Source organism: Deinococcus grandis, assembly GCF_001485435.1.
In the GTDB taxonomy this organism is placed as follows: domain Bacteria; phylum Deinococcota; class Deinococci; order Deinococcales; family Deinococcaceae; genus Deinococcus; species Deinococcus grandis.
Genome location: NZ_BCMS01000001.1, coordinates 2,900,001 through 2,918,224, shown reverse-complemented (window position 1 = coordinate 2,918,224; position 18,224 = coordinate 2,900,001). Strand labels below are relative to the sequence as shown.

Sequence of the window (18,224 nt, the reverse complement as noted above, 5' to 3'; positions counted from 1 at the left end):
CCACCCCACTCGAAAGCGAGGCCCCGCATGAGCTCACCCCCCAGCAAAATTTCCCGAATCTCCTTCCGATGCCGACAGGCTGTCGCTGCCCTGCTGGGTCTCGCTGTCACCAGCACGGCCCTGGCAGACACGCCACTGGCCAGCGCACCCACATACAAATTCCAGGGCCGCCTCGACTACGTGACCACCGGCGCCAGCTTCCGCACCCAAAGCAACTCTGCAGCAGTTACCAATGCTGCCTGTCAGGTGGGCGCCACGGCCACGTCGCAGGCTGTGGCTGGCGTGCCAGCGGGTGCCACGATCGTCAAGGCACTGCTGTACTGGGCGGCCTCTGCCAACCGAACAGGCGACACGACCACCACGCTGGGCACCGTCAACAATGACACGACTGTCACGTTTGACGGGCAGACCGTCAATGCGGGGACGACCTACTTCGATAGCGCCCCTCTTCCCAATGCGACCGCGCCTACCAACTACAACAGCTTCTTCTCCAACGTCGCCGACATCACGGGCTACATCGGTTCGCTGGCCAATCCTAACAAGACGTACGCCATGACGGACCTGACCATTCAGACGGCCAACGTGGGTACGATCGGGACCACCCCTGCGACCCAGACATCCGGCCACTGCGCCAACGCCACGGTGCTGGGTGGCTGGGGCATGTACATCATCTACGAAACCCCGACCGAAACGTACAAGAACATGGTCATCTACGAGGGTTTCGACCGTAGCCAGAACGAACTGACCACCCGCACCGTCAACGGACTGATCGTTCCCAGCGTCTTCGAGGCCAAAACGTCTGTCCTGGCCTGGGAAGGCGACGAAACCCTGAACATCAACACCTCGACCAACGTTGCCGAGACACTCAGCTTCGGATCTGGACAGGCGCCCTCACTCATCAACAACATCTTCAACGTGGGTGGTGCCGCGAGTGGTCCCCGGCAGGGGATCTTCAACAGCACCATCAGTACCGGCCTCAGCTCCGGGACCACCGCCACCGCGACCGGACGGGACGACACCTACGGCGTGGACTTCGACACCTTCGACGTGACCAGCAAAACGACAGCCGGGGCCTCGTCGGCCACCCTGAACATCCAGGGCAGCCAGGATTTGTTCTACATCAGCAGCGTACCCCTGCTGATCACCAGCGGCGTCGCCGACCTGTCACTCACCAAGACCGTCAGCAGCGCCACACCCATTCAGGGCAGCACCGTCACGTACACCGTCACACTGCGCAACGATGGACCTGATCCCGCCTCTGGTCCTGCGGTGCCCACGGAGAACGTGCAGGTGCGGGACGTCCTGCCTGCTGGCCTGACCCTTGTCAGTTCCTCGGCCGCCACCGGCACATACGATTCTGCCACGGGAATCTGGAGCGTCCCCAGTCCGGTCATCGGCGCCACGACCACCCTGACGATCACCGCGACCGTCACAGGAACCGGTACGATCACCAACGTCGCAGAGATCGTCTCGTCCCCCCAGCCGGACAGCGACTCGAAAACCAACAACGGCATTACCACCGAAGACGATTACGCCAGCGTGCCACTGGTGGTCTCGCCACCACGCCTGAACGTCAGCAAGTCCTTCTCGCCCACCACCGTTTCTGCGGGCGGCGTGACGGCCCTGACCATCACGGTCACCAACCCGTATCCGTTCGCCACGAGTGCCCTGGCTGTCACGGACAACATCGCGGCCACCATGGGCCTGAGCCTGCCGTTGCCGCTGCGGGTCACGGCAAACTCCTGCGCGGGCACTATTGTCACGGGGACTGGCAACACGGTCCTGACGACCGGTGGCGCGGCCATCGAAAGCAATGACGGGGCCATCCGCCTCACGGGTGGCAGCATCCCTGCGAACGGGTCGTGCAGTGTGACCGTGAACGTCACCGTGACGGACGCTGCCGCCACCACCCGCACGAACACCATTCCCGCCGCGAACGTGACCGGCACCGTGAACGGACAGGCCACCACGGGCGCCGCGCCCGCCACGGCCAGCCTGACCACGACCGCCAGTGCGGCGGGCGCCGCCTACACCTGTGACGCGCGCTTCTACCAGATCCGTCAGGACACCAGCACGCTGCTGTCGAACCTGTACCTGCTGGACCGCAATAACCTGGGAACGGGCGGCGCGGCCCAGTGGAGCACGGGTTTCGGCCCTGGCCTGAACGCCCTGGCGTTCAACAAGGGTGACGGGTACTTCTATGCGCTGAACATCACGCCCTTCACGACCGGAGCGCCGTTCCGCCTGTACCGTCTGGGCCGGAGCGGCGCGGTCGAGGTGTTCAACACGACCATTCCCACTGGCGGCAGCATCGCCTCGGCCGCCGTGGATTCCACCGGCGTGATGTACGTTCACAAGCTGGCGCAGGAGACGCCGATGTACCGCATTCAGCTGCCGATCGCGCCCGGCGGCGCCATCAGCATGCTGGGCACCCTGACGCTGTCGCAGGCGCTTCCGATCTTCGACCTGGCGTTCAACCCGGTTGACAACCTGCTGTACGGTGTGTACACGCCGGGTGGCGTGATGGAAATCAACCCCACGACCGGCGCTTCCGTGCTGCGCGGCACCTTCCCGGCATTCACGACCACCAACGCCATCGGCAGCGCGTTCTTCGACGTCAGTGGCACCCTGTACGCCTACCAGAACGGCGGCACCTACGGCACCATCAACCTGACCACCGGGACATTCACGACCCTGACAACCGGGTCGGTGGCCGCGCAGTCCGACGGGGCGTCCTGCGTGTTCCCGGATAACCGTATAGACACCGTGAAATCCGTGGGCGCCGTGACGGCTGTCAGCGCCCTGGTGTTCGACGTGCCGTACACGGTGACCGTCAAGAACACCGGTACGGTCAGCAACCCGAACGTGCAGGTGACTGAGGACCTGAACCGCACCTTCACGACGGGGACGCCGACCCTGAGCATTGTGGCTGGACCGACCGTCACGAGCGGCGCCGTCACGGCGAGCAGTTCGTTTAACGGCACCACGAGCACTGCCCTGCTGACGGGCACGAACACCATGGCGGCCGGGGCCAGCGCCACCGTGACCTTCACGGTGCGGGTCACGTACCCCAACCAGGCGAGCGTGCCTGCCAGCGGCAGCGTCCTGAACAACACCGTGTACGCCAGCACGACCGGCAGCAGCAACCCTGGCTACACCTTCGTGGGCGGCGTGCCGATTCCTCCGGTGGACCTGCTGGCGACCGACACCTCGACGAACGGCAGCACCCCGCCTGCCACTGCAAACGGTGACACGGCCACCCCCACGCCTGTCACACTGCCCGACGTGGCCGACCTGGCGATCGACAAGAGCGGCCCGGTCGCGGTGGGGAGCGGCGGGACGGTCAGCTACACCATCCGCGTGTGGAACAACGGCCCCAGCAGCGTCACGGGCGCCACCGTCACCGACAGCCTGCCCAGCGGCTTCACCGTGACCGGCATCAGCTGCGCCGCGACCGGCACCGCCACCTGCGGCACCCAGAGCTTCACGGCCAGCAGCGTCAGCATCACGACCGGCACGCTGAGCCTGGACACGAACACGGCCAATGCTGCGCCGGACGGCAACTTCCTGACGTACACCCTGACCGGTACCGCGCCCGCCAGCGGCCTGCTCAGCAACACCGCCAGCGTCGCCGCGCCCGCCGGGACGACCGACCCGACCGCCGCGAACAACACCAGTACCGCCGCCGTCACCCGCGTGGTGGACGCCGTGAACGACGCCACCGTGAACCTCGCGTTCGGGACGGGCGGCACCGTGACCGTCCTGGGCAACGACACCGTCGGTGGCGCGGCCGCCACCACGGCGAATGTCGCCGTGACCGTGCAGAACGCCGGTGGGATCACGGGCCTGACCGTGAACGCCAGCGGGCAGCTGGTCGTGCCCGCCGGGACGCCCGCCGGGTCGTACACCGTCACGTACCAGATCTGCGACGCGACCGTCACGACCGCCTGCGACGCGGCCACCGTCACGGTCAACGTGGGAGCGGCCTCTGCCGACCTGACCATCACGAAGACCGGACCGGCCTTCGCGAAGCCCGGCGAGACCATCACGTACACCCTGACCGTCACGAACGCCGGTCCGAACCCCGCGACGGGCGTCACCGTGAGCGACACGCTGCCCACGGGCCTCACGTACGTGAGCAGCGCCCCCGCCGCGACGGTCAGCGGACAGACGCTCAGCTGGACGCTGGGCACCCTGGCGGCCAGCGCCTCGCAGACCATCACCGTGACCGCCACCGCCCCGGTCGAGGCGACGCTGCTGAGCACGCCCGCCACGCGGACCCTGACGAACACCGCGTCCGTCAGCAGCGCCACCACCGACCCCACCCCCGCGAACAACACCGCCACCGCCGTCACGCGGATGGTCGCCGCGAAACTCACGAAGTCCGTGCGGAACGTCACGCAGAACACCACCTTCGGCACGTCCGGCGGCGGCCTGCCCGGCGAGGTTCTCGAGTACTGCATCGCCTTCGAGAACATCAGCGGCGCGCCCCTGCCGAACTTCGTGGTGACCGACCACGTGCCCGGCACCACGAACGCCCAGACCGGCGGGTACGACGCCGAGGAAGCGAGTGCGGCCACCGGCTTCGGGATGAAGCTCACGCGCGGGACGACCACGCCGACCACCTCGTACTTCACGAGCGCGGCCGACACGGACGACGGCGCCCTGAGCAGCAGTGGCGGGTCGTTCGGGCGCGGCACGATGACCGTGAACCTGGGCGCCCTGGCCGTGGGCGATCAGGGCAGCGTGTGCTTCCGCACCGCCATCCGCTGACCTCATCCGGATTCCGTCTGTTTCGTTAACAACCCGGAACCACACCGGCTTGCCAACTCCACGCCCGGAACCCGTTTTGCTCCCACTCGCATCCGCTCGGGTTGAAAGATTTTGCAAACCTTTCAACCGGAGTCCGTATCACCCGACTGAACGCGCGGCCCACCCGGTCACCGGGGCGGGCCGCGCCTGCTGGACAGTCCACGCCGGGATGCGGGCGTCCCCGCATAGAATCCCCGTCATGTCGGCCCGTGCGCGTGGCGCCCTCCTGTTGATCGCGGTGACCTGCCTGTGGGGCAGCACCTTCGCGGTGGTCAAGACGCTGGGGCAGCTGCTCCCGGCGGCGGACCTGATCTTCTGGCGGTTCCTGATCGCCTCTGTGGCCCTGCTGCCGCTGGTCGCCTGGACGCGCCGGAACGCGGCCCGCACCCCCCGCACCCCGGACGGCTGGCGGGGCCGCAGCCTGTGGCGGGACGGGTTTCTCCTGGGCGCGTGGCTGATCGCCGGGTACGGCACGCAGACGATCGCGCTGCAGACCACGAGCGCGAACCGCGCGGCGTTCTTCACGGCCCTGAGCGTGGTGCTCGTGCCGCTGTGGCTGGTCTTCGCGCAGCGGCGGCGCATGCCGGGCACGCTGTGGCTGGCGCTGCCGCTGGCCGTGGCGGGCCTGGCGCTGCTGTCCTGGGAGGGCGGCGCGCTCGTCACCGGGGACGCGTGGGCGCTGGCGTGCGCCGTGACGTACGCGGGATTCATCGTCACCCTGGAACGCATGGCCGGGCGGCACGCGGCGCTGCCGTTCACGGTCACGCAGGTCCTGAGCGTCACCGCGCTGGCGCTCGTGTGGCTGCTGCTGGGCGGCGCGCCGTCCCTGCCCCCGGCGGCGGCGTGGGGGCCGCTGCTGTACCTGGGCGTGGCGGCCACCGCCCTGACCACGCTGCTGCAGACCATCGGGCAGCGCAGCGTGAGTGCGGCCGAGGCCAGCCTGATCTACGCGCTGGAACCCGTGACCGCCACCGCGTTCAGTTTCGTCCTGATCGGCGAGCAGGTCGGGCTGCGCGGCGCGCTGGGGGGCGCGCTGGTGGTCGTGGCGACCGTGCTCAGCCAGCGGGCGGACGCCCCGCACGCCGAGACGCCGTCCGTGCAGGTGGAGTGACCCGGACCCCGGTGGACAGGTGTGCAGACGCGTTCAGCCCGGGCAGGCTCGGAGCGCGGCGCAGCACCGCGCGCAGAAGCACGCCGCAGTCCGCAGGACGGCGCTGGCCGTGGCAGGACCCCCGGGGCGTTCAGCCTGTCCCGGGGGTCCTCTGCCGTTCGGCTCAGCGGCGCGTCTGGTCGGGGATCAGCAGGGTCTTCACGGCGGAACTGCCGGACCACACGCCCCGCAGGCCGTTCTGGAGGGCGCTGCCGCGCACGGCGGTGTACAGCGCGGGCGGCAGGCTGACCGAGGGGTACACGCCGCGCGAGCCGCGCGCGTCCACCTGCACGTCCATGGGGAAACTCAGGGCCAGCGTGGCGATCAGGACGCCGCCCAGCGCGAAACCGCCCAGCGCGCCCGCCCCGAGGTGCCAGGGCTGGTCCAGCGGGTTCTGGATGCGGCGGGTGACGGCGGTGCCGACGCCCACGGCGATCGCCGCGCCGATGATCAGGGCGACCGGGGCGTTGCCGCTCAGGGAGTTCGCCAGGAAGCAGGCGGCGACGCCGCCCAGTCCCCACGCGAGCCCGCCCAGGCCGCGCCGGGCGCCGAGGGCGGTCACGGCCGCCCAGAGGGTCACGAGCAGCGCATCGAACCAGGTGATCACGCCTCGCAGTGTACAGGGGCACGCCTGACAGATCTCATGCGGGGTGGCGGTCTGGGGCTTTCCTCCCGGTGTGGGGGGCGCCGCTGCCCTAGACTGGGCGCATGATTCGCGTCTTGCTCGTGGATGATCACGCGCTGTTCCGTCAGGGACTGCGCAGCCTGCTGGAGTCCGAGGGAATGCGCGTGATCGGCGAGGCCGCCAACGGCCGCGAGGCGATCCGGTACGCGGCGGACACGCACCCGGACGTGATCCTGATGGACATCCAGATGCCGGACCTGGACGGCGTGAAGGCCACGCAGAGCATCCTGGAGATCGACCCGAACGCCCGGGTGATCATGATCACCATGTACCGCCAGGACCGCTACGTGTTCGAGGCCGTGAAGGCCGGGGCGCGCGGGTACGTCCTGAAGGACGCGGACGCCGCGACGCTGCTCGACGTGATCCGCCGCGTGGCGGCCGGTGAGGCGCTGCTGGACCCGGAGATGGCGCAGAACGTCCTGGACGACTTCCGTGACAAGCGCGAGGAGCTGCCCAGCGAGAAGCACGCGGACCTGAACGAACGCGAGACGATGATCCTGAAGCTGCTCGCGCAGGGCTTCTCGAATCAGGACATCGCGCTGAGGCTGGACATCAGTGAGAAGACGGTGCGCAACCGCCTGTCGGAGATCTTCACGAAGTTGCAGCTGAACAACCGCACGCAGGCGGCGCTGTACGCGATCCGCGAGGGCATCGCGAACCTTGAGTAAGGGCAACCGCCGCGTGGGGCCGGGCGCGTCCCTGAAGCCCGTGACGTTCCGTGCCGGGTGTGGCCGCGAGTGGAGCCTCCCCAGTGCCGAGGCGGATCTGGCGTACACCGAGCAGGCGTTCCCGGAGTGCCCGACCTGCGAGCACCGCGTGGAGCCGGACGGTGGGCCGCCCTTCTGCACGTTGCGCCCGGTGGGGACCGCGCATCCGTTCGCGGCGCTGGCCGGGCTGGACCTGCCGGAGTGACCGGCGGGGCAGGGGAGAGGAGAGCCGGGGAGAGGGGGGCCGGGGAGAGGCTGGCGGCCTTCCAGGCGCATCTGGCGGCGTCGGGCTTTCCCGGCGTGGTGGGGCTGCGGGTCACGGACCTGAACGGCACCGAACTGGTCGCCTGGAACGCGGACCGGGTGTTTCCGGCGGCGAGCACCATCAAGGTGCCGCTGCTGGTGCTCGCCCTGCAGGAGGCGCAGGCGGGGCGGCTGGACCTGTCGGCCCGCGTGACCATGCAGCCCGGGGACCGCGTGCCGGGCGCGGGCGTCCTGCACGACTTAGACGGTGGGCTGGCCCTGACGTGGCGGGACGTGCTGACCCTGATGATCGTCGTGAGCGACAACACCGCCACGAACCTCGTGATCGGGCGGCTGGGCGTGGACGCCGTGAACGCGTGGCTCGCGGCGCAGGGCCTGACGGGCACGCGGCTGGTCGGGAAGTTGCAGTTGCCCCCCGAACAGCGCAACGAGGCGCAGCGGCGTGGCGAGCGCAACGCCACCACCGCCCGCGACCAGACGGCGCTGCTGCGCGCCCTGGTGGCCGGGGAGGTCCTGGTCGGGACGCACACGGCGCTGGCGCTGGACATCCTGGAACGGCAGCAGTACCGCGACCTGATCGCCCGGCACGTGCCCTGCGGCCCGGACGGGGAGCGGCTGTACCGCAGCGCCACGAAGAGCGGCGAACTGCTGGGCGTTCACCATGACGTCGGCGTGCTGTTCACGCCCCGCCCCCTGCTGGTGGCGCTGCTCTCCGGGGGTGGCGCGGACCCGCGCGAACATCCCGAGAACGCCGACGTGCGGACGCTGGCGGAGGCGCTGTGGCCGCTGCTGGCGGCACTGGGCGGCGCCCCGGGTGCAGGGGACATTTAACCGGTCGGTAAGGGGCACCATGAAGGGTGCCGAAGTCTGGCGGGCAGCCCCTGAGAAGCGCGGCTGGGCGCATATTCGGTGCGTGGTATGCTGACCCGTATTAGGCCACCTGAGAGCAGGGTTTCCATCCGCGAGCCGGCGGGAAATGACTGGCCACTTCACGCTTAGGGAGAGGGAAAGTGGAAAGAAACGACGCTGTCATGCCCTGGGTCGCCATTGTCAGTGCGGCCATCATGTGGATCATCCTGCTGTTCCTGTTCAACAAGGAAACGGCACCGGAACCTGTGGTGGTGGACCCGGCGGTCGTGGCGAACATCAACAAAGAATGGCCGACGGTCGGCAAGACGGTCTTCGCTGGCAACTGCGCCGGTTGCCACGGCGCGGAAGGTCAGGGCGGCATCGGCCCGAAACTGGCCGGGAACGAGAAGATCCTCAAGGATCCCGTCTACGTGCACACCATCATCACCAAGGGCAAGGGCGGGATGCCCGCACAGACCCAGCTCAAGGAGAACGAGGTCTACGCGGTCGCGAACTACGTCCTGAACTCCTGGGGCAACAAGCTCGAGGAGCCCCTGACGCCCGCCACGGTCGCCGAGGGTCAGACCAAGATCGACCCGGCCGTCCTGAAGAACCGCAGCCGCTTCGTCCCCGAGGACATCAAGCTGCCCGAGATCTTCCTGGCGACCTTCGTCATGGTGCTGCTCACGTACGGTCTGATCGGCCTGTACAGCGTGTGGGCGGAAGGTACGGAACTGCACCCCGGCATCCACAAGGTGCGGTCCACGCCCCTGGCGACCCTGGGCATCCTCACCACCCTGGGCCTGACCGTGGTGTTCGGCGTGCTGTTCGTCCGGCAGATGGTCACCGACTTCGCCGGGTGGGGCGCGAAGGAACCCGTGGCGCCCAACGTGACCGCCGAGGGCTTCTACGCCGCGATGATCCTGCTGATGCTGGCCGCCAGCATCGCGCTGTACAAGAAGTACTTCATGGACGGCGAGGTCCTCGTCGAAGACGCCAGCGGCGAATTCCCCTGGTGACCAGGAGAGGTTTGACATGACCCGGTACAAGAAACAAGATCCTGAAATCACGCGCCGCAAGTTCATCAACGTGGCCATGGGCACCGGCGCCGGTGTCGGCGTGCTGAGCCTCGTGAGTGCGCTCGGCAGCGCCAAGCCCGCCTTCCGCCTGACCGCCGAGAAGGCCCCGCCCCTGGAAGGCGACGTGCTCGTGCACGCCGACGCCAGCAAGTACGGCCAGCCCATCAAGCCGTCCGAACTGAGCGATATCGCCATCGTCGCCTACCCCATGGGCAAGACGAAGGACGGGACGCCCGTGATCCGCGCCGGTGAGCCGAACAACCAGATCGGGGTGTACAAGTTCGATCCTGCACAGCTCAAGGCACCAACGAAGATCGAGGACACCGACAACGGTATCGTGGCCTACTCGAACACCTGCACGCACGCCGGGTGCTTCCCGAAGTCCGTGCAGGGCAGCGCCATCGTGAACTGCCCCTGCCACTCCGGGCAGTACGAACCCAAGGAAGGCTGCCGCGTGCTGGGCGGTCCGCCGCCCAAGCCCATGCCGCAGCTGGGCGTGAAGGTCCAGGGCGATCAGCTCGTGCTGACGTCCTCGTTCCTGACCTCGCCCTACGGGTACAAGAGTGATGAGGAGTGGGAAGCCTACCTGAAGCAGGCTGAGGAGTTGCTCGCATGAACCAGTGGCTCGACGATCGCCTTCACATCTCGCGCCTGAACGACAAGTTCCTGCGCAAGGCCTTCCCCGTGCATCACTCCTTCTTCCTGGGGGAGATCACGCTGTTCAGCCTGATCGTGCTGATCATCACCGGGATCCTGCTGGCGCTGGCCTACGAACCCAGCAACAGCATGGTGCTGAACTCCTTCGATCCGGGCACTGCTGACAAGCCCAACATGCTGCCCGCCGCGTACCACTCGGCGCTGAAGATCAACGCCATGCCCTTCGGGGACATGCTGCGCCGCATCCACCACTGGATGGCGAACATCATGATCGCCGCCGCCGTGCTGCACATGATGCGCATCTACTTCACGGGCGCGTTCAAGAAACCCCGTGAAATCAACTGGTGGATCGGCATGCTGCTGCTGATCTTCGCGGGCCTGACCGCCGTGACCGGCTACATCCTGCCGTACGACAACTACGCGTACAGCACCGTGAAGGTCATCTACGCGATCACCGCGTCCGTGCCCTGGGTGGGCGACTGGCTGGCGCAGGCCGCCTTCGCGGGCCGCTTCCCCGGTGACGGGATCATCCCGCGCATCTACGGCTATCACATCATGCTGCTGCCCGGCATCCTGCTGGCCCTGACCGGCGCGCACATGCTGATCATGATCAAGCAGAAGCACACCCAGCCCCAGTACGCCAAACGACTGGCGTACAAGAAGATCGTGGGCGTGCCGCTCATGACCCAGCAGACCCCCATCATGCTGCTGCTGGCCCTGCTGTTCACCGGCCTGGTCGTGCTGTTCGCGGCGTTCATCCCGGTGCACCCCATCGAGTACTTCGGGCCACCCAGCTCCTCGGGCGTGGACAACATCAAGCCCGACTGGTACCTGCTGTGGGTCTTCGGTGCCCTGGCCATCATTCCCGGTTTCGAATGGGAAGTGCTGGGCGGCGTGATCAACGCCGAGTTCGTCGGCGCGATGGTGTTCCCCGGTATCGTCATCGGCGCGATGTTCGCGGTGCCCATGCTGGACCGCAGCAAGGACAACCAGTACTACGCCGAGAACCCCACCAACCACCCGGTGCGTCTGGCAGGCGGCGTGGCGTTCATGGCCATGATGATCGTCATGTCCGTCGCGGGCTACAAGCCCGAACTGATCGCCGGTGGTCTGCTGACCACCCAGAATGCCAACACGATCCTGTGGATCCTGACGTTCCTGGTCCCGGCCATCAGCTACTTCGCGACCATCGGCATCGTGCGTCTGATCCGCGCCATCCGCGAGGCGGACGAGCGCGACGCGCTGGCCCACGCCCACGCAGACGACTGAGCGCGCGACTGAACCTCACCCCTGAAGCCCCGGCCACCGCGCCGGGGTTTTTCCAGGTCCCCCGGGTGTGCTTCACTGCGCGTCATGGATGACCTTGCCCGGCAGCTGGCACAGACCGCCCGTGACCTGAAGCTGGCTGGTCAGAGTTCCCAGCGAGGCGGACCCGGAGGTGCTGGCCGCGCTGGCCCGCACGGCACTGGACGAACTGATCGCCCGGGGGCTGCTGCCCGACCCGGACCCGCGGGTGGGCTGCTGGAGCGGGCCCCGTTCGGAGCTGCACTGATGGCAGGACTGATCAAAAAAGTAACCGCCACCCCCGGAGTGGAGGCGGCGATGAGGGCGGGTTTGGGCTGGGTTCAGGCCTGAACGCGGGGCGTGCTGGGGATGTTCGCGGCGGGCGTGTCGCCTTGGCGGCTGCCTGCGGCGTAGCCGACCTGCGCGCCGAACTGCCACGCGAGTTTGATCATGAACTGGATGGCGTCCTCGTCGTGCTGCGCGATCAGGTGGCGCAGGTGTTCGGGAAGCCCGTCAGGGAGCGGCATGGCGCGGAGCTGCTCCCCGTATTCGCTGCGGAGCTGCTCGAACCACTCGGCGTAGGGGTTCGTCATGCCCACCATGTTAACACTGGTGCGCTCAAGGAATGTAAGCCCGGGCCCCGCCTATCCCCGGCTGGCCCGGCTGGACACTTTGCTTTCCAGGCACCTTTTTCTTTCCCGAATGGTAGTACGCTTCACGCATGACCGCGACCACCACCCCCGAAACCAGCGGCGGCGTGCCCGCCCGTGAGATCACCATCAGCGAATTCGGCGCGCAGAAAGCCCTCGGTATTCTCGCCAACAGCGGCAAGGAGAACGCCGGTGTGCGCGTGTTCATCAAGAGCGGCGGTTGCAGCGGCTACCAGTACGGCATGGCCATCGACGACCGCGAACTCGAAGGTGACCTGATCGTCGTGGACCGCGGCGTGAAACTGCTCGTCGACCGCATGAGCCTGCCCCTGCTGCGCGGCAGTGAGGTGGACTTCGTGGAGAACATGATGGGCGGCGGCTTCACCGTGCACAACCCCAACGCCACCTCCGCGTGCGGGTGCGGGTCGTCCTTCCGGACGGACGGCGCCCAGTCCCCGGACGGCGAGGGCTCCGGCGGCTGCGGCAGCCACTGACCTTCCAGGATGAAGATGCCGGTCACCCCACAGGTGGCCGGTTTTTTGTCGTGTCAATCCCCCATTGCCCGTGATCGCCGGGTGAAAGGAGCCCTTGACGGTCTTCATCTGACCCGTATACTGCCTGCATCACCAACATCCAGGGCGGCAGGTTCAGCCCAGTCAGTACACGGAGGCTCCATGAAGAAGACCCTTGCCCTCACTGCATTCCTGCTCGGCGCGGCCCTGGCCGGTCCCGCCAACAACAGTCTCGTCGTCGGCACCTCACAGGAACCGCCGAATATCTATGACCCCTGGAACACCAACAACCTCGCCATCACCAGCGAGATCAACGGCTACATGGGTGCGGGCCTGACCTACCAGGACGACGACGGCACCACCAAGGCCGACATCGCCACCCGCGTCCCCACCCTCGGCAACGGCGACTACAAGGTCGTCAAGGACAGCAAGGGCGACGTGATCCGCAACAGCGTCACGTACACCATCCGCAAGGATGCCAAGTGGAGTGACGGCACGCCCATCAAGGTCGCCGACTTCCAGTTCTGGCTGAAACTCGAGAACGACGACCGCGTGCCCGTGCCCGACCGTGACCCCTGGGACCGCGCGAAGATCACCGTGAACGACGCCGACACCTTCACGATCACCTTCGAGCCGCCCTACCTGTTCGCGGATCAGGTCAGCCCCGGCCTGGCACCCAGCCACATCATGAGCGCCGCCTGGAACGCCTTCGACGCCAAGACGAAGAACGAGAAGGACGCCAAGGTCACCAACGAGGAATGGAAGAAGTTCATCTCCTCGTTCACGACCGCCCGCAGCCTGCCCAAGGTCGTGGCCGGGCCGTTCAAACCCACCGCGTGGCGCACCGGCAACAGCCTGACCATGACCCGCAACGCCGCGTACTGGAATCAGCCGAAGAACCCCGAGAACTACGTGCAGACCGTCACGTACCGCTTCATCCCGAACACCAACACCCTGAAGGTCAACATCCTGTCCGGGCAGCTGGACGCCGTGAGTGCCGTGGGCCTCACCTTCGACCAGGGCACCGATCTGGCCCGCAACGAGCGCAACAAGTACAAGACGTACTTCGTGCCCGGCGCCGTGTGGGAGCACATCGACATCAACGCCCGCGGGCAGCGCGCCAAGGACCTCGACCTCGACGATCCGCGCATGCGTCAGGCGCTGCTGTACGCCATCGACCGTGACGCCCTGACCAAGGCGCTGTTCCAGGGCAAACAGGCCGTGTCCAACAGCTGGATCGGCCCGGTCAGCAAGCTGTACAAGAAAGACGTCACCGACTACAACCTGAACGTCGCCAAGGCCAAACAGCTGTTCGCAGCGCTCGGCTGGACGCCCGGCAGCGACGGCATCCTGCAGAAGGGCGGCAAGAAACTCACCCTGAACTTCTCCACCACCGCCGGTAACAGCACCCGCGAGCGCGTCCAGCAGATTCTGCAGGCGCAGTGGAAGGCCGTGGGCGTGCAGGTGAACATCCAGAACTACCCCGCCAGCGTCATCTTCGGCCCGGACTTCCTGAGCAAGGGCGAGAGCGGCAAGTGGGACATGGCCATGTACGCCTGGTCGAACAACCCCGTCTTCGAGGAAGGCAACCTCTGGAAGAGCGAGGGCATCCCCACCGCCGCCAACGGCTACTCCGGCCAGAACAACCCCGGCTGGAACAACGCCGAGTACGACAAGCTGTACAAGCAGGCCAAGGTGGAATTCAACCAGGCCGACCGCATCAAGCTCTTCGACCGCATGCAGGCCGTCTGGAACAGCGAGGTGCCCTCCCTGCCCCTGTACTTCCGCGTGAACGTGTACACCAAGGTCCCGGGCCTCGTGAACTACACCTTCAGCGCCATCACGCAGTACCCCAGCTGGAACGCCGCGAACATCGGCTGGGCCAGCAAGGGCGCCGTCGAGGAGTACAAGCAGAAGTAACCGCCTCACCGCGCGCCGCCTGAAGTGGGGCGCGCCGCGGGGCAGGGGGAGGGACGGCCTCGGCGCCGCCTTCCCCCTGCCCCTTGCAGGAGTTCGAACATGGGAACCTACGCATTACGCCGCGTCATCCAGATGATCCCGCTGCTGCTGGTGATCAGCCTGCTGATCTTCGCACTGACCGCCCTGCAACCCGGCGATCCGGTGGATCAGCTGGTGTTCGGGAACAGCAACATCACGCCCGATGACATCGCCCGCCTGAAAGCCGCGTACGGTCTGGATCAGCCGTGGTTCACGCGCTACTTCTTCTGGCTGAAGCAGGCCATCACCGGGAACTTCGGGTACTCGCAGGACTTCGGGATTCCCGCGCTGGAGTTCGTGTTCCAGAGCCGCCTGCCGAACACGCTGCTGCTGACCGTTCCGGCCCTGATCATCAGCACGCTGATCGCCGTGCCGCTGGGTATCTTCAGCGCGGTGCGGCAGTACTCGCCGCTGGATTACATCCTGACGTTCTTCGCGTTCCTGGCCGTCAGTGCCCCGGTGTTCTGGGTGGGGGCGCTCGCGCTGTACTTCTTCGCGGTGTACCTGCCCGGCGCGACCGGTGGGGCGCTGTCCCTGCCGCCCGGCGGACTGGGCAGCCCGGACCTGCCCGCCGACGCGAGCGCCTGGGCGGTCTTCGCGGACAAGCTGAAGTACCTGCTGCTGCCCATGATGATCCTGATGCTGCGCGAGATCGCCGTGACGCTGCGCTTCATGCGCGCCAACATGCTCGAGACGCTCACGCAGGACTATGTGCGCACCGCGCGCGCAAAGGGCCTCGCGGACCGCCGGGTGCTGTACAAGCACGCGCTGCGCAACGCCGTGACGCCCATCGTGACCCTGCTGGGCCTGAGCATCCCCGGCCTGTTCGGGGGGGCCGTCATCACCGAGACGGTGTTCTCCTGGCCCGGCATGGGCAAGGCCATCCTGGACGCGCTGGTCAGCAAGGACTTCAACGTGGTCATGGTCTGCCTGATGATGCTGGCCGTCCTGACTGTGGTGTTCCAGCTCCTGACCGACCTCGCCTACGCCATTGTCGACCCCCGGATCCGGTACGCCTGATGACCACCATGCCCGCTCCCACATCCGCCCCCGCCAAGAGCCGCTCGACCATGCAGATCGCCCTGCGGCGCCTGCGCCGGCACAAGGCCGCCATGGTCAGCCTCATCGTGATTGCCGCCCTGATCCTCATGGCGATCTTCGCGCCGCTCATCGCGCCGTACGACCCGAACGCCCAGGACCTCGCGGGCATCTACGCGCCGCCCAGCGCGCAGCACGTCATCGGTCAGGACAGCCTGGGCCGCGACCTGCTGTCCCGCATCATCTACGGCAGCCGCGTCAGCCTGATCGTGGGCTTCACCGTCGCGCTGTTCAGCGTCGCCCTCGGCACCCTGATGGGCCTCCTGGCAGGCTTCCTGGGCCGCTGGGTGGACACCGCCATCAGCCGCTTCATCGAGGTCATGCTCTCCATTCCCGAACTGCCCCTGCAGCTGACCATCAGCGGCCTGTTCGCCGTGAGTGACGTCCCGGCCATCGCCGCGCTGCGGGAAAACCCGAACTCCAGCGTGTTCATCATCGTCGGGATCTTCACGTTCTTCGGCTGGATGGGCACCGCCCGACTGGTGCGCGGCGAGGTCCTGAAACTCAAGAACCTGGAGTACGTGGACGCCGCCCGCGCCCTGGGCGCGAACAGCCGCCGCATCATGTTCCGCCACCTCGTCCCGAACGTCGTCGCAGTGATCATCGTGAACGGCACCCTGGCCGTCGGCGGCGCGATCCTCGGCGAGGCGGCGCTGTCCTTCCTGGGCTTCGGCATCCAGCCGCCCGTCAGCACCTGGGGCAACATGCTCTCCAACGCGAACGAGGTCGTACTGGAACACCCGTTCATCGCGGTGTACCCCGGCCTGGCGATCCTGATCACCGTGCTGGCCTTCAACTTCCTGGGGGACGGCCTGCGCGACGCCTTCGATCCCAAGAGCCGCCTGTAACCCCACCCCTTCGCTCCTCGCCCCCGCTCCGGCGGGGGTTTTCCATTGACTGCCACTCGGAGCGCGTATCCTACTGGTGTGATCGTGCTCGGTATCGACCCTGGACTTGCGAACCTCGGCCTGGGGTTGGTGGAGGGTGACGTGCGCAAGGCCCGCCACCTGTACCACGTGTGCCTGACGACCGAGAGCGCCTGGATCATGCCGCGCCGCCTTCAGTACATCCACGAGGAGGTCACCCGCCTGATCGCCGAGTACCGCCCGGACGCCGTGGCGATCGAGGATCAGATCCTGCGCAAGCAGGCGGACGTGGCGTTCAAGGTCGGGCAGGCGTTCGGCGTGGTGCAGCTGGCCTGCGCGCAGGCGGGCGTGCCCGTGCACCACTACGGGCCCATGCAGGTCAAGCGGTCCCTGGTCGGCACGGGCCGCGCCGAGAAGGAACAGGTGATCTACATGGTCAAGGCCAGCCTGGGTATCCGGGAACTGTTCAACAACCACGCGGCGGACGCGCTGGCCCTGGCCCTGACGCACCTGGCGAGCGCGCCCATGCAGGCCCGCGCGGCCGGACTGGCGCTGCGCTGAGCGCATGACCCTGGTCCTCGCGCTGCTGCTGTCGGTCACGTTGACGTTCGCGTGGCTGTGGTTCTTCGTGCGGCGCGACCGGCACCCGGAACCGCTGTGGTTGCTGGCCCGCACGTTCGCGTGGGGCATGCTGGCGTGGGTGATCTCGGCGGCGCTGGGCGCCAGCATGGGGGGACTGACGACCTCGCCGCTGCCGCTGGTTGCCGTGCTGGTGGTGCTGCTGACCGCCCTGATCGAGGAGGGCTTCAAGTTCGTGGCCGCCACGACCGCCATCACGGAACTGTCCTTCGACGAACCCATGGATGGACTGGTGTACGCCGTGACGGCCGCGCTGGGTTTCGCGTTCATGGAGAACGTCACGTACACCCTGGGCTTCGGCACGGGCGCCGGCGCGTGGCACGCCGTCCTGGCAACGCTGGCGCACGCGCTGTTCAGCGCCCCGCAGGGCTACGCGCTGGGCGGCCTGCACTGGCAGCAGGGCCGCGCCTGGGTTGTGCAGGGCCTGCTGATCAGCGTGGCGCTGCATGCCGTGTTCAACGGTCTGCTGGGCGGCGGGGGCGGCTGGCTGCACCTGCTGCTGCTGGGCGCCGTGGTGCTGATGATGATCGGGCTCGCCACCCGCTACTACCTCGCGTTCGAGGCGCACGCCCGGGAGCACGGTCCCAGCGAGTACTTCCTGTTCGAGCAGGCGCAGCGCCGCCGGTAAGTGCTCCTACAGGGTGTCGTGCCCGGTCTGCCCCGGCACCCAGTGCTGCCCGTCCTCGTCGCCCTCGTGTTTCCAGACGGGGACGTGCACCTTCAGGTACTCGATGATGTCGTCGCACGCTTCCAGTGCGGCGCGGCGGTGCGGGCTGGCCACGCCGATCAGGATGCTCGCCTCGCCCGGCAGCAGGCGCCCCACCCGGTGCTGGATGTACACGCGCAGCTCCCCGTGTTTCTCGCGGGCGGCGTCGGCGGCGCCGTGCATGACCTTGCGGGCCAGGGCGCCATAGCCCTCGTACTCGATGAACTCCACGTCCTTGCCCTGGTTGGGGCTGCGGACGGTGCCCACG

At 67.5% G+C, this 18,224-nt stretch carries 17 protein-coding genes (1 of these 17 only partly in view); 14 read left to right on the top strand and 3 right to left on the bottom strand.

Annotated features, from left to right (window positions below; translation table 11 throughout):
- Positions 1–282: 282 nt before the first annotated feature.
- Together DEIGR_RS14070 and DEIGR_RS14065 are read left to right on the top strand one after the other, a co-directional pair.
- Entirely contained in the window at positions 283–4,773 is a 4,491-nt protein-coding gene (locus DEIGR_RS14070) for a DUF11 domain-containing protein (RefSeq protein WP_160329944.1), read from the top strand.
- A gap of 238 nt (positions 4,774–5,011) precedes the next feature.
- Complete coding sequence (locus DEIGR_RS14065) at positions 5,012–5,923, top strand: DMT family transporter (RefSeq protein WP_058978209.1); 912 nt, start codon at positions 5,012–5,014, stop codon at positions 5,921–5,923.
- Positions 5,924–6,086: 163 nt separating this feature from the next.
- Here the strand turns inward: DEIGR_RS14065 and DEIGR_RS14060 are convergent, their stop codons facing one another.
- Positions 6,087–6,569 carry a hypothetical protein gene (locus DEIGR_RS14060; RefSeq protein WP_119673859.1) on the bottom strand — a complete coding sequence of 161 codons (483 nt, stop codon included), beginning with the start codon at positions 6,567–6,569 and terminating at the stop codon, positions 6,087–6,089.
- Positions 6,570–6,670: 101 nt separating this feature from the next.
- Between DEIGR_RS14060 and DEIGR_RS14055 the strand changes: the two genes are divergently transcribed.
- The 6 genes from DEIGR_RS14055 to DEIGR_RS14030 all read left to right on the top strand — a co-directional run bounded on the left by DEIGR_RS14055 (position 6,671) and on the right by DEIGR_RS14030 (position 11,472).
- Positions 6,671–7,315 (top strand): response regulator, encoded by a 645-nt coding sequence (locus DEIGR_RS14055; protein ID WP_046844034.1) that lies wholly within the window; start codon positions 6,671–6,673, stop codon positions 7,313–7,315.
- Positions 7,308–7,559, top strand: a complete 252-nt coding sequence (locus DEIGR_RS20895) for a hypothetical protein (RefSeq protein ID WP_058978208.1) — start codon at positions 7,308–7,310, stop codon at positions 7,557–7,559. The genes DEIGR_RS14055 and DEIGR_RS20895 overlap by 8 nt, the downstream gene beginning before the upstream one ends.
- A 98-nt stretch (positions 7,560–7,657) precedes the next feature.
- On the top strand, positions 7,658–8,449 hold the full coding sequence (locus tag DEIGR_RS14045; RefSeq protein WP_236704809.1) for a serine hydrolase: 792 nt from the start codon (positions 7,658–7,660) through the stop codon (positions 8,447–8,449).
- Positions 8,450–8,649: 200 nt separating this feature from the next.
- Positions 8,650–9,486: a c-type cytochrome gene (locus DEIGR_RS14040; protein WP_083524070.1), complete on the top strand. Its 837-nt coding sequence runs from the start codon at positions 8,650–8,652 to the stop codon at positions 9,484–9,486.
- 16 nt (positions 9,487–9,502) lie between these two features.
- A complete protein-coding gene (locus DEIGR_RS14035) occupies positions 9,503–10,162 on the top strand; it encodes a QcrA and Rieske domain-containing protein (protein WP_058978206.1) in 660 nt (219 codons plus the stop codon).
- Entirely contained in the window at positions 10,159–11,472 is a 1,314-nt protein-coding gene (locus tag DEIGR_RS14030; RefSeq protein ID WP_058978205.1) for a cytochrome b, read from the top strand. Before DEIGR_RS14035 ends, DEIGR_RS14030 begins: the two co-directional genes overlap by 4 nt.
- A gap of 356 nt (positions 11,473–11,828) precedes the next feature.
- Here the strand turns inward: DEIGR_RS14030 and DEIGR_RS14025 are convergent, their stop codons facing one another.
- The gene (locus DEIGR_RS14025; protein WP_058978204.1) at positions 11,829–12,080 is read right to left on the bottom strand and encodes a hypothetical protein; all 252 of its coding nucleotides are present in this window, start codon (positions 12,078–12,080) and stop codon (positions 11,829–11,831) included.
- 128 nt (positions 12,081–12,208) lie between these two features.
- Here DEIGR_RS14025 and DEIGR_RS14020 point away from each other — a divergent pair, with 128 nt between their 5' ends.
- The 6 genes from DEIGR_RS14020 (at position 12,209) to DEIGR_RS13995 (ending at position 17,878) form a co-directional block, all read left to right on the top strand.
- A complete protein-coding gene (locus tag DEIGR_RS14020; RefSeq protein ID WP_058978203.1) occupies positions 12,209–12,631 on the top strand; it encodes a HesB/IscA family protein in 423 nt (140 codons plus the stop codon).
- A gap of 180 nt (positions 12,632–12,811) precedes the next feature.
- A complete protein-coding gene (locus DEIGR_RS14015; RefSeq protein ID WP_058978201.1) occupies positions 12,812–14,569 on the top strand; it encodes a peptide ABC transporter substrate-binding protein in 1,758 nt (585 codons plus the stop codon).
- A 99-nt stretch (positions 14,570–14,668) separates the two neighbouring features.
- Complete coding sequence (locus DEIGR_RS14010) at positions 14,669–15,667, top strand: ABC transporter permease (RefSeq protein WP_058978199.1); 999 nt, start codon at positions 14,669–14,671, stop codon at positions 15,665–15,667.
- On the top strand, positions 15,667–16,593 hold the full coding sequence (locus DEIGR_RS14005; protein WP_058978197.1) for an ABC transporter permease: 927 nt from the start codon (positions 15,667–15,669) through the stop codon (positions 16,591–16,593). The genes DEIGR_RS14010 and DEIGR_RS14005 overlap by 1 nt, the downstream gene beginning before the upstream one ends.
- A gap of 78 nt (positions 16,594–16,671) precedes the next feature.
- The gene (ruvC, locus tag DEIGR_RS14000) at positions 16,672–17,172 is read left to right on the top strand and encodes a crossover junction endodeoxyribonuclease RuvC (RefSeq protein WP_058978195.1); all 501 of its coding nucleotides are present in this window, start codon (positions 16,672–16,674) and stop codon (positions 17,170–17,172) included.
- Between the two features lie 4 nt (positions 17,173–17,176).
- Positions 17,177–17,878, top strand: coding sequence for a PrsW family intramembrane metalloprotease (locus DEIGR_RS13995; protein ID WP_058978193.1), 702 nt, complete (start codon positions 17,177–17,179; stop codon positions 17,876–17,878).
- 6 nt (positions 17,879–17,884) lie between these two features.
- Here DEIGR_RS13995 and moaD read toward each other — a convergent pair whose 3' ends face one another.
- Positions 17,885–18,224, bottom strand: the final stretch of a protein-coding gene (moaD, locus tag DEIGR_RS13990) for a molybdopterin converting factor subunit 1 (protein ID WP_058978190.1). Its footprint extends 347 nt past the window's final position; the window shows 340 of its 687 coding nt (coding positions 348–687); its start codon lies beyond the right edge, outside the window; its stop codon occupies positions 17,885–17,887.

Coding starts and splice junctions, on each gene's coding strand:
- DEIGR_RS14005 (WP_058978197.1), top strand. CDS start 15,667: ATGACCACCATGCCCGCTCCCACATCCGCCCCCGCCAAGAGCCGCTCG.
- DEIGR_RS14035 (WP_058978206.1), top strand. CDS start 9,503: ATGACCCGGTACAAGAAACAAGATCCTGAAATCACGCGCCGCAAGTTC.
- DEIGR_RS13995 (WP_058978193.1), top strand. CDS start 17,177: ATGACCCTGGTCCTCGCGCTGCTGCTGTCGGTCACGTTGACGTTCGCG.
- DEIGR_RS14025 (WP_058978204.1), bottom strand. CDS start 12,080: ATGACGAACCCCTACGCCGAGTGGTTCGAGCAGCTCCGCAGCGAATAC.
- DEIGR_RS14065 (WP_058978209.1), top strand. CDS start 5,012: ATGTCGGCCCGTGCGCGTGGCGCCCTCCTGTTGATCGCGGTGACCTGC.
- DEIGR_RS14015 (WP_058978201.1), top strand. CDS start 12,812: ATGAAGAAGACCCTTGCCCTCACTGCATTCCTGCTCGGCGCGGCCCTG.
- DEIGR_RS14030 (WP_058978205.1), top strand. CDS start 10,159: ATGAACCAGTGGCTCGACGATCGCCTTCACATCTCGCGCCTGAACGAC.
- DEIGR_RS14020 (WP_058978203.1), top strand. CDS start 12,209: ATGACCGCGACCACCACCCCCGAAACCAGCGGCGGCGTGCCCGCCCGT.
- DEIGR_RS14040 (WP_083524070.1), top strand. CDS start 8,650: ATGCCCTGGGTCGCCATTGTCAGTGCGGCCATCATGTGGATCATCCTG.
- DEIGR_RS14010 (WP_058978199.1), top strand. CDS start 14,669: ATGGGAACCTACGCATTACGCCGCGTCATCCAGATGATCCCGCTGCTG.
- DEIGR_RS14055 (WP_046844034.1), top strand. CDS start 6,671: ATGATTCGCGTCTTGCTCGTGGATGATCACGCGCTGTTCCGTCAGGGA.